The 16,270-nt window shown below is 71.8% G+C and carries 13 protein-coding genes and 1 pseudogene; 9 read left to right on the top strand and 5 right to left on the bottom strand.

All coding sequences use genetic code 11. From position 1 onward, the window contains the following. Window positions 1-4 precede the first annotated feature (4 nt). Window positions 5-870, bottom strand: a pseudogene (locus V2W30_RS05650) (EamA family transporter). A 132-nt stretch (window positions 871-1,002) separates the two neighbouring features. Between V2W30_RS05650 and V2W30_RS05645 the strand changes: the two are divergent. Together V2W30_RS05645 and V2W30_RS05640 are read left to right on the top strand one after the other, a co-directional pair. Next, window positions 1,003-1,575, top strand: a complete 573-nt coding sequence (locus V2W30_RS05645) for an XRE family transcriptional regulator (RefSeq protein WP_338694152.1) — start codon at window positions 1,003-1,005, stop codon at window positions 1,573-1,575. Window positions 1,576-1,618: 43 nt separating this feature from the next. Next, window positions 1,619-2,179 (top strand): YbaK/EbsC family protein, encoded by a 561-nt coding sequence (locus tag V2W30_RS05640; protein ID WP_338694151.1) that lies wholly within the window; start codon window positions 1,619-1,621, stop codon window positions 2,177-2,179. Window positions 2,180-2,188: 9 nt separating this feature from the next. Here V2W30_RS05640 and V2W30_RS05635 read toward each other — a convergent pair whose 3' ends face one another. After that, window positions 2,189-3,178, bottom strand: a complete 990-nt coding sequence (locus V2W30_RS05635) for a LacI family DNA-binding transcriptional regulator (RefSeq protein WP_338703495.1) — start codon at window positions 3,176-3,178, stop codon at window positions 2,189-2,191. A gap of 265 nt (window positions 3,179-3,443) precedes the next feature. On the opposite strand from V2W30_RS05635, the gene V2W30_RS05630 reads away from it, so the two are divergent. The 7 genes from V2W30_RS05630 to V2W30_RS05600 all read left to right on the top strand — a co-directional run bounded on the left by V2W30_RS05630 (window position 3,444) and on the right by V2W30_RS05600 (window position 12,830). Continuing rightward, entirely contained in the window at window positions 3,444-4,370 is a 927-nt protein-coding gene (locus tag V2W30_RS05630; RefSeq protein ID WP_338694150.1) for a sugar ABC transporter permease, read from the top strand. Window positions 4,371-4,385: 15 nt separating this feature from the next. After that, on the top strand, window positions 4,386-5,327 hold the full coding sequence (locus V2W30_RS05625; RefSeq protein ID WP_338703494.1) for a carbohydrate ABC transporter permease: 942 nt from the start codon (window positions 4,386-4,388) through the stop codon (window positions 5,325-5,327). A 77-nt stretch (window positions 5,328-5,404) separates the two neighbouring features. After that, complete coding sequence (locus tag V2W30_RS05620; protein ID WP_338694149.1) at window positions 5,405-6,745, top strand: sugar ABC transporter substrate-binding protein; 1,341 nt, start codon at window positions 5,405-5,407, stop codon at window positions 6,743-6,745. A 49-nt stretch (window positions 6,746-6,794) separates the two neighbouring features. Further along, window positions 6,795-8,843 (top strand): beta-galactosidase, encoded by a 2,049-nt coding sequence (locus V2W30_RS05615; RefSeq protein ID WP_338694148.1) that lies wholly within the window; start codon window positions 6,795-6,797, stop codon window positions 8,841-8,843. 77 nt (window positions 8,844-8,920) lie between these two features. Next, on the top strand, window positions 8,921-10,948 hold the full coding sequence (locus V2W30_RS05610; protein ID WP_338694147.1) for an RICIN domain-containing protein: 2,028 nt from the start codon (window positions 8,921-8,923) through the stop codon (window positions 10,946-10,948). Window positions 10,949-11,041: 93 nt separating this feature from the next. Continuing rightward, a complete protein-coding gene (locus tag V2W30_RS05605) occupies window positions 11,042-11,887 on the top strand; it encodes a class I SAM-dependent methyltransferase (RefSeq protein ID WP_338694146.1) in 846 nt (281 codons plus the stop codon). A 55-nt stretch (window positions 11,888-11,942) separates the two neighbouring features. Then, window positions 11,943-12,830 (top strand): NAD(P)-dependent oxidoreductase, encoded by an 888-nt coding sequence (locus V2W30_RS05600; RefSeq protein WP_338694145.1) that lies wholly within the window; start codon window positions 11,943-11,945, stop codon window positions 12,828-12,830. A gap of 28 nt (window positions 12,831-12,858) precedes the next feature. Here V2W30_RS05600 and V2W30_RS05595 read toward each other — a convergent pair whose 3' ends face one another. The 3 genes from V2W30_RS05595 to V2W30_RS05585 all read right to left on the bottom strand — a co-directional run bounded on the left by V2W30_RS05595 (window position 12,859) and on the right by V2W30_RS05585 (window position 16,188). Further along, entirely contained in the window at window positions 12,859-13,266 is a 408-nt protein-coding gene (locus V2W30_RS05595) for a CoA-binding protein (RefSeq protein ID WP_338694144.1), read from the bottom strand. 67 nt (window positions 13,267-13,333) lie between these two features. Next, the gene (locus V2W30_RS05590) at window positions 13,334-14,269 is read right to left on the bottom strand and encodes an aldo/keto reductase (RefSeq protein ID WP_338694143.1); all 936 of its coding nucleotides are present in this window, start codon (window positions 14,267-14,269) and stop codon (window positions 13,334-13,336) included. After that, entirely contained in the window at window positions 14,266-16,188 is a 1,923-nt protein-coding gene (locus V2W30_RS05585) for a hypothetical protein (protein ID WP_338694142.1), read from the bottom strand. Before V2W30_RS05585 ends, V2W30_RS05590 begins: the two co-directional genes overlap by 4 nt. Window positions 16,189-16,270: the final 82 nt, after the last annotated feature.

Below are 16,270 nucleotides of genomic sequence, written 5' to 3'. Positions count from 1 at the left end.
CGGGTCACCCGGTGGCCAGCAGCACCGTACCGACCAGCGCGAGTCCCGCCCCGCGGCCTGCACCGCGCGCAGCCGTTCGTGCAGCACGCCACGGGCCGCCAGTGCCGTGATCACCGGGTACAGGGACGCGAGGACGGCGGCCACCGTCACCGGGCCGTGCTGCGCGGCCAGCGAGTACGTGCCGTTGGCCGCCACGTCCGCCAGGCCCACGAAGGCCAGCGCCGGGAGCGACGAGCGGATCAGGCGGAGGCCGCCCTCCGCCGGCAGGACCGGGCCGCCGCGCTTCGCGGAGACGTACAGCGCGGCGCCGCCCGCCGCCACGTTCGTCACGCGCTGCACGAACAGGGCGAGGAAGAGGCCGGTCAGCGTCGTCGACGCCTCCGCGATCAGCGACATCACCGCGCCGAAGCCGAACGCCGCGACCAGCGTGAGCAGCACCGCCTGACGCTGCACCGGCGCGCCCCGCAACTGCGGACCGCCCGCGAGCACGACCCCCGCCACGGCGACCAGGATGCCCGCGAACTGGAGCAGCCCGGGGCGCTCCCCGAGGACCAGGCCGACGCCGACCGGCACGGCGACGCCGAGCGAGCCGAGCGGGGAGACGACGCCCATCGGGCCGAGCGCCAGCGCCTTGTAGAACGCGAGCATGGCGACGGGGCCGACCAGGCCCGCGGCGACCGCGAACCAGAGCTGCGGCCCCGCCTCGCTCCAGGCACCCGTCGTGACGACGATCGTGCCGAGGACGACCGTGGCCACGGACTGCGAGACGACCACGACCGTGAGCGCCGGGATCCGTCGCGTCAGCAGCCCGCCGCCGAAGTCGGCCAGGCCCCACAGGAGGCTGGTGGCCAGGGCGAAGAGTGCTGTCATGACGGACCTCGCAGTACAGTTTGCTGAACATCAGGGTGCAGCACACCGTAGTTCACTGTAGTGACCGCTGTCATCCAAAATATTGGACTCCTCGGCCCGGTCGCGGGCCCGCGCAGACTCCCTGGACGGAACGTGCCGGAACTCGATCTCCTGACCCAGTCCCTCGCCCGGAACGTCAAGCACTGGCGCTCCGAGCGCGGCTTCACCCTCGACGCCCTCGCGGCCCGGGCCGGCGTCAGCCGCGGCATGCTCATCCAGATCGAGCAGGCCCGCACCAACCCGAGCATCGGCACGGTCGTCAAGATCGGCGACGCGCTCGGCGTCAGCATCACCACCCTGCTCGACTACGAACAGGGCCCCAAGGTGCGGATCGTGCCCGCCGAGCAGGCGGTCCGCCTGTGGTCCACGGAGGCCGGCAGCTACCACCGCCTCCTCGCCGGGACCGAGGCGCCCGGCCCCCTGGAGATGTGGGACTGGTTCCTCCAGCCCGGCGACGGCAGCCCCTCCGACCCGCACCCGCAGGGCACCGTCGAACTGCTCCACGTCACCGCGGGGGAGCTGACCCTCGTCGTGGACGGCGTCGCCCACCAGGTGCCCGAGGGCGCGAGCGTCACGTTCGAGGCGGACGTGCCGCACGAGTACCGCAACGACGGCGCCGCGCCCTGCTCCCTGGTGATGGCCGTCTCGGTGCCGTTCGAACGCTGAGACACCCGGAAGGCGGACGCGCGAGGGCTGTTAGCGTGCCGCCATGCGCGCACCTCTCGGCTCCTTCGAACACGTCCTCCCGGCCCCCGAAGCCCTCGACCTGCTCACCCGCCCGGTGGCCGACGCCGTACGGCAGTGGCGCGGCTCGGTGCCCGCGCAGGACCTGTTCCACGTCGACACCGACCCGCAGTGGGCCGACACCGCGACGTTCGTCGAGCACTACGGGCCCGAGCTCCTCGCCCGGTCCGCGAACTGCGTGGTCGTCGCGGGCAAGCGGGGCGGCGAGTCGACCCTCGCCGCGTGTGTCGTGCTGTCCACGACGAAGGTCGACGTGAACGGCGCGGTGCGCCGTCAGCTGGGCGCCCGCAAGGCCTCGTTCGCCTCGATGGACACCGCCATCGGCGAGACCGGCATGGAGTACGGCGGCGTCACGCCGATCGGCCTGCCCGCCGACTGGCCGGTCCTCGTCGACGCGGCCGTCGCCGACCTCCCGTACGTCCTGATCGGCAGCGGCACCCGTCGCGGCAAGCTGATCGTCCCCGGCAAGGCGCTCGCAGAGCTGCCCGGCGCCGTGGTCCTCGAAGGGCTCGGCGTCAGCGTCTGAAGCCTGTCGTCAGCCTCGCGGCGCGGGACCCGTGCTCGCGCGCAGGATGAGTCGCGTCGGCACCAGCGTCGTCCCCCGCTCCTCCTCGCTCTCCCGCACCTGCCGCAGCGCGCTCTGTACGCAGCGGCGGCCGACTTCCGCGAAGTCCTGGTGGACCGTGGTGAGCGGGGGGAGGAACGAGCCCGACTCCGGGATGTCGTCGAAGCCGATGACCGAGACGTCGTCGGGGACCCGGCGGCCGCGCTCGTTCAGGGCGCGCAGCAGACCCAGCGCCATCTGGTCGTTGGCCGCGAACACCGCGCTGCACTCCGCCTGTTCGGCGAGCTCCAGGCCCGCCCGGTAGCCCGACTCCGCCGACCAGTCGCCCCGTACGAGCGGCGGCGCGGTGCGGCCCGCCTCCTCAAGTGCCGTACGCCAGGCGTCCGTTCGGCGCTGTGCCGCGAAGGACTCGGACGGGCCCGCGAGGTGCCAGACCGTGTCGTGGCCGAGGTCCAGCAGGTGCCGCACCGCGTCCCGCGTGCCGCCCGCCTGGTCCGTGTCCACCACCGCGTAGCGGTCCCCGGCGTCCGAGTCCGCGACCACGACCTTGACGTGCGGCGGCAGTGACAGGCGCGCCGAGTCGAGGAGATGGACCTCCATGATGACGATGACCGCGTCCACCGCGAGTTCGCCGAGGCGGGAGAACGCGCCGCGCACCTCGTCCTGCGTCGGGACCGCGACCGGCAGCAGCGTCACGGCGTACCCCTCCTGCGCGGCGGACGTCGCGATGGCTTCCAGGGTGCGGACGTTGCCGGTCGTGGCGAGCGTGAAGGTGATGACGCCGATGGTGCGGAAGTCGCCCCGCTTGAGCGCCCGCGCCGCGCTGTTGGGGCGGTAGCCGAGCTCCTTCATCGCGGCGAGGACGCGCTCGCGGGTCTCCTCGTTGACGCCCGGGAAACCGTTCGCGACGCGGGAGACCGTCTGCGAGGAGACGCCCGCGACCCGCGCGACGTCCGCCATCGACGCGTTCTGTGTACGGCGCCGGCCGCCGGCCGTTCCCCGCGTCGGGCCGCTGTCGGTTGCTGCCACGTCTCCCTCACCTGTCGTTCCGGTCTCGGTCCGGTCTCGTGCCGAGCGACTCTTGACCGTCGTCATCGGGGCAGTGTAGACATGCCGCCACCGAATGTTTACGTAAACATAACAGCCGTCGGTCGTCCGCACGCCGCGATGTTCACGCAAACATCAGGGGCACCATCCGCGAGAGTGCACAAGCGAGGGACGCGAGATGACGACGCTTCAACCGACGGCGGCCGCAGGGCCCCGTCCGGCCGGGCCGCCGACGCGCAGGGCGCGCCGTTCGTGGACGGGATGGGGGTTCATCGGCCCCTTCGTTTTGGTCTTCGCGCTCGTCTTCCTGGCGCCGCTCGCGTACTCCGTGTACCTGAGCCTGTTCCGCACCCAACTCATCGGCGGCACCCGGTTCGTGGGCCTGGAGAACTACCAACAGGCGCTCCAGGACGGCCAGTTCTGGGACGGCGTCCTGCGCGTCGGACTCTTCCTGCTCGTCCAGGTGCCGATCATGCTCGGCATCGCGCTGCTCGTCGCGCTCGCCATCGACAGCGGCCGCCTCTACGGCAAGGACTTCTTCCGGATATCCGTCTTCCTGCCGTACGCCGTGCCCGCCGTCGTCGCCACGCTGATGTGGGGCTTCATGTACGGGCCGCGCTTCGGGCTCGTCGGCGACATCAACGACGCCTTCGGCGTCACCCTGCCCGACCCGCTCTCCTCCGGCCTGATCCTGGCGTCCATCGGCAACATCGTGACCTGGGAGTTCGTCGGCTACAACATGCTGATCTTCTACGCCGCGCTGCGCGTCATCCCGCAGTCCCTGTACGAGGCCGCGGAGATCGACGGCGCCGGGCAGTGGCGCGTCATCGCGTCGATCAAGCTCCCCGCCATCCGCGGCGCCCTCGTGATCGCCACGATCTTCTCGGTCATCGGCAGCTTCCAGCTCTTCAACGAGCCCGCGATCCTCCAGAAGCTCGCGCCGAACGCCATCACCACGGACTACACCCCGAACTACTACACGTACTCGCTGTCCTTCTCCGGCCAGCAGCACAACTACTCCGCGACGGTCGCCATCGTCATGGGCGTCATCACCATGGTCGTCGCCTACGTCGTCCAGCTGCGCGGCATGCGCAAGGGAGCGTGACCCCTCATGTCCGGCATGACTGGATCGACCGGCACCACCGCCACCCGCCCCGCCGCGCCCCCGAAGCAGGCGGCCCCGCGGCTGCGCACCCCGCGCCGCCCGTACTCCCCGAGCCGGCCCCGGCGCAGCGTCCTGCTGACCGTGCTCACCGCCGTCGTACTCGTCTACAGCCTGCTGCCGCTGCTGTGGCTGGTGCTCAGCGCCACCAAGTCCCAGGAAGGGCTGTCCCGTTCGTTCGGCCTCTGGTTCGACCGTGACATCGACCTGTGGCACAACATCACCGAGACCTTCACCTACCAGGACGGCGTCTTCCTGCGCTGGCTCCTCAACACCCTGATGTACGTGGTGGTCGGCGCGGGCGGCGCGACCCTGCTCGCCGTGCTCGGCGGCTACGCCCTCGCCAAGTTCGACTTCCCCGGCAAGCGCGCCGTGTTCGCGGTCGTCATCGGAGCGGTCGCGGTGCCCACCACGGCGCTCGCCGTGCCGACCTTCCTGATGTTCAGCAAGATCGGCCTGACCGACACCCCCTGGGCCGTCATCATCCCGTCGCTGATCTCGCCGTTCGGCCTCTACCTGATGTGGGTGTTCGCCACCGAGGCCATCCCCACCGAGCTGATGGAGGCCGCCCGTATCGACGGCGCCAGTGAGCTGCGCACCTTCTTCCAGGTCGCCCTGCCGCTGCTCGCGCCCGGCACGGTCACCGTCCTGCTCTTCACCACGGTCGCGACATGGAACAACTACTTCCTGCCGCTGATCATGCTCAAGGACCCCGACTGGTACCCGCTGACGCTGGGCCTCGACGCCTGGAACAAGCAGGCCCAGACCGCCGGCGGCGAGGCCGTGTTCAACCTCGTCGTCACCGGTTCGCTGCTCACCATCGTGCCGCTGGTCGCCGCCTTCCTGTCACTCCAGAAGTACTGGCAGTCGGGCCTGTCCGCCGGAAGCGTCAAGGAGTAGACGCCCCGCCGCCCGCCGCTCATCTCTGCTGTTCGTAACCACCCTCTGTAGGACCACGACGAAGTGGAAGCAACGCCATGCCCAAGCACTCCCGCCGCCTGCTGCGCGGCATAGGTCTCGTCGCCGCGCTCGCCCTCGGTGCCACCGCCTGCGGCGGCTCCGACGACGACGGCTCCAGTGACAAGAAGGTCGGCTCGGCCGACATCTCGGCCGCGCTGAAGAAGGGCGGCACGGTCACCGTGTGGGCGTGGGACCCCACCGTGAAGACGGTCGCCGCCCAGTTCGAGAAGAAGTACCCGAACGTCACCGTGAAGGTGGTCAACGCGGGCACCGGCAACGATCAGTACAAGGCCCTGACGAACGCCATCTCGGCGAAGAAGGGCGTCCCGGACGTCGCGCAGATCGAGTACTACGCCATCGGCCAGTACGCGCTGACCAAGGGCGTCACGGACCTGAAGGCGTACGGCGCGGGCAAGCTCGACGGCACGTACTCGCCCGGCCCGTGGAACTCGGTGCAGTCCGGCGGCGGCATCTACGGCCTGCCCATGGACTCGGGCCCGATGGCGCTCTTCTACAACAAGAAGGTCTTCGACAAGTACAAGATCGCCGTCCCGACCACCTGGGAGGAGTACGTCGAGGCCGGCCGCACGCTGCACAAGGCCAACCCCAAGGCGTACATCACCAGTGACGTCGGCGACGCGGGTCTGACCACCAGCCTGCTGTGGCAGGCCGGTTCGCGCCCCTACAAGGTCGACGGCACCAAGGTCGGCATCGACTTCTCCGACGCGGGCGCCAAGAAGTACACGGACACCTGGCAGCAGCTCATCGACGAGAAGCTCGTCGCGCCCGTCACCGGCTGGACCGACGACTGGTACAAGGGCCTCGGCGACGGCACCATCGCCACGCTGCCCACCGGCGCCTGGATGCCCGGCAACTTCACCACCGGCGTGAAGAACGCCTCCGGCGACTGGCGCGTCGCCCCGATGCCGCAGTGGACCAAGGGCGAGAACAAGAGCGCGGAGAACGGCGGCAGCTCGCTGGCCATGCCCTCGCTCGCCAAGAACAAGGAACTCGCCTACGCCTTCACCGAGTTCACCGCGGCCGGCGCGGGCGTGCAGACCCGGATCGACGGCGGCGCCTTCCCGGCGACCACGAAGGACCTGAACTCGCGGAAGTTCCAGGACACCGAGTTCCCGTACTTCGGCGGCCAGAAGGCCAACAAGATCTTCGCCGACTCCGCGAAGGCCGTGCCCAGCGACTGGAAGTACCTGCCGTACCAGGTGTACGCCAACTCGATCTTCAACGACACCGTCGGCAAGGCGTACATCTCCGGCACGAAGCTGACCGCCGGCCTGACGTCATGGCAGGACGCGTCCGTGAAGTACGGCAACGAGCAGGGCTTCACCGTCGAGAAGTAGCCCTCGCACCTTTTTCACCGCACCGCTGGAAGGACCTGGAAGGACCTTGATGACCGCCCCCCGCACCTCCCGTTTCCCGTACGCGAAGGGCCCCGACGGCGCTCGCCTGATCGGCTACGGCGCCGACTACAACCCCGAGCAGTGGCCGCGGGAGGTGTGGGAGGAGGACGTCCGGCTGATGCGCGCGGCCGGGGTGAACGTCGTCTCCCTGGCGATCTTCTCCTGGGCGCGCCTCCAGCCCACCGCCGACACCTGGGACCTCGGCTGGCTCGACGACGTGATGGACCTGCTGCACGCGGGCGGCATCGGCGTCGACCTCGCCACCGCGACGGCCTCCCCGCCGCCGTGGCTCACCACCGCGCACCCGGAGATCCTGCCGGTGACCGCGACCGGCGAGACGCTGTGGCCGGGCGCCCGGCAGCACTGGCGGCCCACGTCGCCGGTCTTCCGCGAGCACGCCCTGCGTCTCGTACGGGAGCTGGCGACGCGGTACGCCGACCACCCCGCGCTCGTCGCCTGGCACGTCAACAACGAGCTCGGCTGCCACAACGTCTACGACTACTCCGACGACGCCGCCCGCGCCTTCCGCACCTGGCTGCGCCACCGGTACACGACCCTCGAATCCCTCAACCACGCCTGGGGGACGGCCTTCTGGTCGCAGCGCTACAGCGACTGGGAGCAGATCCTGCCGCCGCGGCTCGCCGCCTCGCACCCGAACCCGACGCAGCAGCTCGACTTCAAGCGGTTCTCGTCCGACGCGCTCAAGGACCATCTGCTCGCCGAGCGCGACCTGCTGCGGGAGCTGACCCCGGACGTCCCCGTCACCACCAACTTCATGGTGATGCCCGGGACCAAGGGCATGGACTACGCGGACTGGGCTGGCGAGGTGGACTTCGTCGCCAACGACCACTACGTCATCCCCGGGCCGCAGGACCGCGACGAGCTGTCCTTCTCCGCCAACCTGACGAGCGGCATCTCGGGCCACCGGCCCTGGTTCCTGATGGAGCACTCCACCAGCGCCGTCAACTGGCAGCCCGTCAACCTGCCCAAGAAGCCCGGCGAGTTGGCGCGGGACTCGCTCCTGCACGTGGCGCACGGAGCCGACGCCGTCTGCTTCTTCCAGTGGCGCCAGTCGGCCGCCGGCGCCGAGAAGTACCACTCGGCGATGGTGCCGCACGCCGGTGAGGACAGCGCCCTCTTCCGCGACGTCGTGGAGCTGGGCCGGACGCTGGAGGCGCTCGCGCCGATCGCCGGGTCCGTCCGCGAACCGGCCCGCGTCGCCGTCCTGTTCGACTGGGACTCGTGGTGGACCAGCGAGCAGGACTCGCACCCCACCTCCCGCCTCGACTACCACGGCGAGGCCCTCGACTGGTACTCGGCGCTGCTGCGCCTCGGCGTCCGCGCCGACATCGTGCCCGTGCACCGCACCGACCTGTCCTCGTACGACGTTGTGATCGCGCCGGTCCTGCACGTGGTGCCGCAGCCGCTCGCCAAGGAGCTCACCCGGTACGTGGAGGGCGGCGGCCACCTCGTCACCACCTACTTCTCCGGTGTCGTCGACGAGAACGACCACATCTGGCTCGGCGGGCACCCCGGCGCCCTGCGCGAGCTGCTCGGGGTGCGCATCGAGGAGTTCGGTCCGCTGCTCGACGGCGACACCGTCGGCCTCGACAACGCGACCACCGGCAGCCTGTGGACCGACCGGATCGAGGTCGCTGCGCCGGACGTCGAGGTGCTGGCCCGCTACCGCACCGGTCTGTACGCCTCCCGCCCGGCCGTCACCCGCCGCACGACGGGCCGTGGTTCGGCCGCGTACGTCTCCACGCGGCTCGGCGCCGACGGCCTCGCCACGCTCCTGCCCCAGCTCCTGGCGCCGGCCGGGGTCGACAGCGAACTCCCGGAGAGCGCGCGCGGGTCGGTCGAACTCGTCGTCCGCAGGGACGCCGACAGCCGCTACCTGTTCCTGGTCAACCGGAGCGAGGAGAGCGTGCCGCTGCCCGGCGTGGCCGGTGACGTCCTCGTCGGCCGGGAGACCGGGGACGACGGGATCGTCCTGGCGCCCCGCGAGGTCCTCGTGCTGCGCCGCAGCGCCGGCTGACCCCGGATCCCGAGGGACCGTCCCCGAACCCCCGCACCACCGACCCACCACCCACACAACGACGTTGGGAGCACACGTTGGCGCGCTTGAATCGCAGACGGTTCCTCGGCCTCGCCGCCGCCACGGCGGCGGCCGCCGGAACCCAGCTGTCCTTCGCCCGGCTCGCCGCCGCGGCCGGTACGACCGTCACGATCACCCCCGACCCCTCGTACGCGCACGAGCGGTTCGAGGGCTGGGGCACCAGCCTCGTCTGGTTCGCGAACGCCACCGGGCACTACCCGGACGAGATCCGGGAGCGGATCGCCGACCTGGTCTTCGGCCGTGACGGGCTCAACCTGAACATAGCCCGCTACAACATAGGCGGCGGCAACGCCCCCGACGTGAAGGACTACCTGCGGCCCGGCGGCGCCGTCGAGGGCTGGTGGAAGGCGCCCGAGGGCACCACCCGCACCGACACCGACTGGTGGGACCCGGCGAACCCGGACCACTGGAACGAGGACGCCGACGCCACCCAGCGCTGGTGGGTGGACCGCGTCAAGGGCGGCATCACCCACTGGGAGACGTTCTCCAACTCGGCGCCGTACTTCATGACGGTCAGCGGCTATGTCTCCGGCGGCTTCGACGCGTCGAAGGACCAGCTGAAGGAGGCGTCCGTCGACGCCTTCGCCGCCTACCTGGCGGGCGCGACCCGCCGCCTGGAGCGGGCGCACGGCATCACTGTCGACACGGTCGACCCGTTCAACGAGCCCAACACCAGTTACTGGGGTACCCGGTTGGGCACCGACGGCGAGCCGACCGGCGGACGCCAGGAGGGCTGCCACATCGGGCCCGCCCTCCAGCAGAAGGTGATCCCCGCGCTCGACGCCGCCCTGAGGAAGGCGCGGACCCGCGCGGTCGTCTCGGCGATGGACGAGACCAACCCGACCACCTTCGCCACGAACTGGACCAGCCACCCGGCCGCGGTGAAGGACCTCGTCGGGCAGTTGAACGTGCACACGTACGGGACCGGCGGCCGCACCACCGTCCGCGACCTCGCCAAGGCGGCCGGCAAGCCGCTGTGGATGAGCGAGGTCGAGGGCGACTGGGGCGACGGACAGTCCTTCACCGACATGCGTCCCGGGCTCGGCCTCGCCCAGCACATCGTCGACGACCTGCGCGAACTGGAGCCCACCGCCTGGGTGTTCTGGCAGCCCGTCGAGGACTACGACAACATGAGGCCCGGCGGCGAGTCGGCGAAGGGCGGCAACTGGGGCGAGATCCAGGTCTCCTTCAGCGCCGGCGCCGACGACACCCTGGAGACCTGCCCGGTCCGCACCAACACCAAGTTCGACACCGCCCGGAACTTCACCCACCACATCAGGCCCGGTGACCGCCTCGTCAAGGTCGGCGACCCCAACAGCGCCGCGGCCGTGACCCGGTCCGGCCAGGGCGCCACCGTCGTGCACGTCAACAGCACCACCGACACCCGCACGGTGACACTCGACCTGTCGAAGTTCGCCTCCGTGCGCCGGGATGCGACCGTCACCCCGGTCGTGACCAGTGCCGACGGCAAACTCGTCGCGCGGCCCCCGCTCGCGGTCACCGGCACGTCCGTCGTCTGCGCGGTGCCCGCGCAGTCGGTGACGACGTTCGTGATCAAGGGCGTCTCCGGGGTCGCGAAGGACGCGGCGGCACTGCGGCACGGCCGCACGTACACGCTCACGGGCGTACAGAGCGGCAAGGACGTCACGGTCGCCGACGACGGCACGAAGCTCGTCATCAGGACCGGTGCCGCGAGTGCCGGTCAGCGGTGGCGGCTCGCGCAGATCAGCGGTCCTGGCGCCGCCCACCGCAAGCGGTACGTGTTCACCAGCGCCGCCGACGGCAAGCGGCTCGCCGTGCGCGGCGACGTCCCCGTCGTCGAACCCGACACCGACGAGCGGGACGCCGCCACCCAGTGGATCCTGTCGACGACCGGCGACGGCACGTACACGCTGGTCAACGCCGGGACCGGCAAGCTCCTCGAGGTCGGCGGGCAGGCCACGAACGACGGCGCCGCCGTCACCACGTGGCAGCCCAACTCGGGTGCGAACCAGCGCTGGAGGGTCACCGACGTGACGTCGTAGGCCGGTCGGGCACGGGCCGGCCGAACGACGCTCGGCGGGGCGCCGTGCCCGAATGCGCGTGACGGCCCGCCTCGCCGTCCGTAGCGTGTCCCGATGACTTCCGAGACCTCCGCCACGGACCGCGAGCGGCTGCGCCGTACCTTCACCGAGGACGCCGAGCTCTACGACCGGATGCGCCCCGGCTACCCGCCCCGCGTGTACGACGACCTCGCCGACATCGCCGGGGTGGGCCCCGGCTGCCGGGTCCTGGAGATCGGCCCCGGGACCGGGCAGGCGACCGTGCCGCTGGCCGAGCGGGGGTGCCGCGTCGTCGGGGTGGAGCTCGGCGCGCAGATGGCCGCCGTGGCCCGGCGGCGCCTCGCCGGACACGGCGACACCGAGATCCACGTCGCCGCGTTCGAGGAGTGGCCGCTGCCGCCCGAGCCGTTCGACGTCGTCCTCGCGGCGACCGCGTTCACCTGGATCGACCCCCGGGTCCGGGTCGCCAGGGCCGCCGCCGCGCTGCGCCCCGGCGGGGTCCTCGCCACGATCGCGACCCACCACATCAAGGGCGGCACCGAGGACTTCTTCGCCGCGGCGCAGGAACCCTACGAACGGTTCGACCCGTCGACACCGCCCGGCCTGCGCCTGAGGCCCGCGGCCGACATCCCGTACGACAGCGCCGAATCGGGCGGTGTCCGTACGGACCTGAACAGTGCGGCGGCGCCGGGCTCCGACCGCTTCGAACCGCCCGTCTTCCATCGCTACGAGTGGGACGCCACGTACACCACGGACCAGTACCTGGCGCTCCTGTGCACGTACTCGGGGCACCGCGACCTCGCCCCCGGGCCCCGCGCCGGACTCCTCGCCGCGCTCGGCCGTCTGATCGACCGCGACCACGGCGGCACGATCACCAAGCGGTACCTGACGGAGCTCCGCACGGCCCGCAGGCGCGGCTGAACCACCGTTCCCGCGGGCCGAGTCGGGGCGCCCCGTCCGGCTTAGGGTGGGCGGCATGAGCGAAAAGCTGACCGTAAGCGTCCTCGGCACCGGCATCATGGGCGCGGCGATGGCCCGCAACATCGCGCGGGCCGGGCACTCCGTACGGGCCTGGAACCGAAGCCGCGCCAAGGCCGAACCGCTGACCGCCGACGGCGTCCACGTCACCGACACCCCGGCCGAGGCCGTGACCGGCGCCGATGTCGTCCTGACCATGCTGTACGACGGTCCCGCCGCCCTCGACGTGATGCGGCAGGCGGCCGACGGGCTGCGGCCGGGAGCGGCCTGGATCCAGTCGACGACGGCGGGCCTCGACGGCCTGGAGGAACTGGCCGCGTTCGCCGCCGACCACGACCTCGTCCTCTTCGACGCCCCGGTGCTCGGCACCCGCCAGCCCGCCGAGGCCGGGCAGCTCCTCGTCCTCGCCGCGGGCCCCGGCGAGCACCGCGACAGTGTGGCGCCCGTCCTCGACGCGGTCGCCGCGCGCATCGTGTGGACCGGTGAGGACGGCGCCGCGGGCAGCGCGACCCGGCTGAAGCTGGTCGCGAACAGCTGGGTCCTCGCGACCACGAACGCGGCCGGTGAGGTCCTCGCCCTGTCCCAGGCGCTGGGCGTCGATCCGCAGCACTTCTTCGACGCGATCGCGGGCGGCGGCCTCGACATGCCGTATCTGCGGCTCAAGGCCGGGCTCGTCCTCGACGACAAGCTGACCCCGCCCCAGTTCGCCGTGGACACCGCCGCGAAGGACGCCCGCCTCATCGTCGAGGCGGGCCGCGCGAACGGCGTCCGCCTCGACGTCGCCGAGGCGAGCGCCGCCCGGCTGACCCGCGCCGCCGAACTCGGCCACGGCGACGAGGACATGGCCGCCGCGTACTACGCCTCGTTCGCACCCGACGCGGACTGAGCCGCGAGGCCCGCGCCGCCGCCCGCCGTCATCCCAGGTGCGGGATCTCGATCGCCGGGCACTTGTCCATGACCATGGCGAGGCCGGCGGCGCGCGTGCGGTCGTAGGCCTCCTCGTCGATGACGCCGAGCTGGAACCAGACCGCCTTGGCGCCGACGGCGACCGCCTCGTCCGCGACCGGGCCCGCGAGGTCGCTGTTGACGAAGACGTCCACCACGTCGACGGGGAACGGGATGTCGGCGAGCGAGGCGTAGCCCTGCTCGCCGTGGACCGTCTCCGCCTTGGGATGGACGGGGACGACCCGCTTGCCGAAGTGCTGGAGCACCTCCGCCACCCGGTAGGCGGCACGGGAGCGGTTCGAGGACAGGCCGACGACGGCCCAGGTGTCACCGCTCTCGGTGAGGATGGTGCGGACGGTTTCCCGGTCGCCGTACATGGACGCCTCCTGCGGACGGTGTGTCGCTCTCGTAGGCGTAACCCGGCGGGCGCCGGGAGGATTCCGCTCAGCGGGCGGCAAGGACCTCCCGGGGGACGAATCCCTCCGCCGCGAGCCGCTGCCACAGCTCGTCCGGGACCGGGAAGCGGGCGGCCGCCGCGTTCGCCGTGACCTCGTCCGCCGAGCGGCAGCCGACGACCACCGAGGTGACGGCCGGATGCAGGTACGGGAACTGGAGCGCGGCCGCGGGCAGCGGTACGCCGTACGCGTCGCACAGCTCCCGGGCCCGCCGCGCCCGGTCGAGGGTCCGCGCGGGGACCGGCCGGTAGTTGTACATCGCGCCGGGCGTCGGGTCGGCGAGCAGACCGGTGTTGAACACGCCGCCCACGACCACGGCCGTGCCCCGCGCCGCGCACCGGGGCAGCAGCGTGGTCAGCGCCTCGTGGTCGAGGAGCGAGAAGCGGCCCGCGACGAGCACGACGTCGACGTCGAACTCGTCGACGTAGCGGGCGAGCGGGGCGCTGTGGTTCATGCCGAAGCCCAGCGCCCGGACGAGGCCCTCCTCGCGCAGCTTGCGCACCGCCGGGTACGCGGTGCGCCGGATGTCCTCGGCGTAGTGGTCGGGGTCGTGGAGGTAGAGGATGTCGACGCTGTCGCGGCCGAGGCGGGTCAGGCTCGACTCCAGGGACTCCCGGATGCCGCGCTCCGTCCAGTCCGTGACGACCTCGCCGGGGGAGCCGTCCGGGCGGGGGCGCAGCAGCCAGCCCGTCTTGGTGGAGATCACCGGGTCGGTGATCCCGGCCGGGCCGAGCAGCCGTCCCAGGCGTTCCTCGGCCTGGCCGTGGCCGTAGCGGGGCGCCGTGTCGACGTACGTGATGCCTTCGGCGGCCGCGGCCTTCAGCGTCGCCGCCGCGTCCTCCTCGGTGACCTCCGCGAAGAGGCCGCCCAGGGGTGCGGTGCCGAGGCCGAGCCGGGGCAGGTCGAAGGGCAGTCGGTGCGTCATGCCGTCTCCCACGGGGAGGCCAGGGCCGCGCGGCCGGCGCGCAGCGTCATGGTCAGGGTCAGTCGGATGCGGGTGTTCCCCGGCAGGTCGACGCGGCAGTACGGTCCGTCGACCGGCTGCTCCGGGCCGTCGTCCACCCGGACCGTCGCGACGTGGTGCTCGGCGAACGAGCCCGTCTGCACGAGCAGGGAGCGCGCCGAGCCGCCGAGATTCACCAGCTCCACCACCGTGTGCTCGGGGCGGATGTCGGTCACGAGCGCGGCGACGTCCGTGGGCAGACCGGGGCGGCGCGCGTCCATGTCGTGGTAGCGGACGTGGAGTTGGGTCAGGCCGCCGTTGTAGAGGACCTGCGGGGAGCCGGTGGTCAGCTGCAACAGGGCTTCCGTGACGACCGGGTTGAGATGCTGCCAGTGGTGGATGTCCAGGACGTCGGGGCCGACGGCCGGGTCGGTCGGGTCGTTCTCGATGGCCGCGACCCGCTCGGCGCAGCTCGCGAGGGCGCTGCGCAGCATCCGCTCGGGGAACCCCGGGTTGCGCCCGTGCAGGAACTCGTACCAGGGCTCCTCGTGGCCGGCCTCGTCCTTGATGCGCTGCGTGTGCACGGCCGTCCAGTCCCAGGAGGAACCCGTGCGCAGCACCTCGATGCGCTCCCGGTCGGCCTCGTCACGGCTGAAGTGCCACAGTCCTACGGGGAGTTGGCCCGGCATGACGGTGTAGTCGAACCAGCCCGCGTCGTTGTGCCGCTGCGGCACCATCAGGGTGCGCTCGGCCTCCATCGCGGCCAGGTGCGGGTCCCAGCGTTCGCCGAGCGTCCCGCGCTCGTCGGCGCCGCGCTGTTCCGCGTGGCGCAGCACGGTGTCGAGCGGGTTGCGCGCCAGGTCGAGGAAGCCGCGGTCGCCGGTGAGGAGCGTCGCGTTGGCCGCGCCGACGAGGGTGGAGCTGGCGACGGGGGAGAGTCCGTGCGGCCAGGACCAGCCGTAGTGGCCGCCGTACCAGCGGCCGTCGAGGTACTCGCCGACGACGCCGTGCGCCCCGGCGTTGTCGGGCACCACCTCACGGCCTTCGAGCCGCTCCCGCCACACGCCCACGTACTCGGCGACCCAGTCCGCGTACCGCTGCTCCCCGCTGAGCAGGAAGGCGTGGGTGGCCAGGCCCGTGGCGCCCAGGTTCGCGAGGGTGTCGCCGCGGCCCATCCGGTCCCACATCGCCCGGCCGTACGCGCGGGCGAGTTCCGGTGACGCGGCCAGCTCGTCGAAGGACGTGACGCCCTCGAAGCCGTCCAGCGGAAGCCCGTACGGATGCAGCGCCAGGCTCCACGGGAAGTACGGCTCCTCGTCGCTGAACCCGAAGCGCGGCCCGGCGGCGCCGTTGTGCGGGGCGCGCAGGACCCGGTGCTCCGGGTCGTAGTTCGGACCGCCGGGAAGGTACAGGTCGGCGAACCGGCCCGCGAGCGCGCGCAGTTCCGGGTCGCCGGGGTCGGCGAGGCACAGGCCGTAGAAGAGCAGCAGGCCCTCGCCCTGGTGGAACCAGTCGTAGCCGCGCTCCAGGCCGTCGACGAGCATGCCCATCTCGGTGAGCTGTGCGGTGACCCCGCGCCAGTGCCGCCGCGCCGCCGTCAACAACTCCGCGCTGCCGCCCAGGACATACAGCGTCGGCCAGTTGAAGAACGGCTCGTAGAAGTCGTCCACGCCGTCCCGGCCGTCCATGCCCGCACCGAGCGTGTCCCGGAAGACGAGCCGGCCGTCCCCCTCGGTATAGCGGTCGGCGAAGAGCCGCCACGCCTTCTCCTGCGCGGCGAACAACTCCCTTTCGAGCAGCGCCCATCGGGGGTGTTCGGTGAGCGTCCGGCGCGCGGTCAGGCGGGGCCCGAACGTCTCTCCCCCTGTCTGTGTGCCGTCGGTCGGCTCAGGCCTGAGCATCGAGAACACCCGCTCCCTCGTCACCTACGTATTGAACAATCGCCCATCGATAGACGATGGTTAGAGTCACCGGCGGGGAGCC

This window comes from Streptomyces sp. Q6 (assembly GCF_036967205.1).
Taxonomy (GTDB): Bacteria; Actinomycetota; Actinomycetes; order Streptomycetales; family Streptomycetaceae; genus Streptomyces; species Streptomyces citrinus.
Note: the sequence above shows the minus strand (reverse complement) of the source record. Positions and strands in the feature narration are given on the sequence as shown.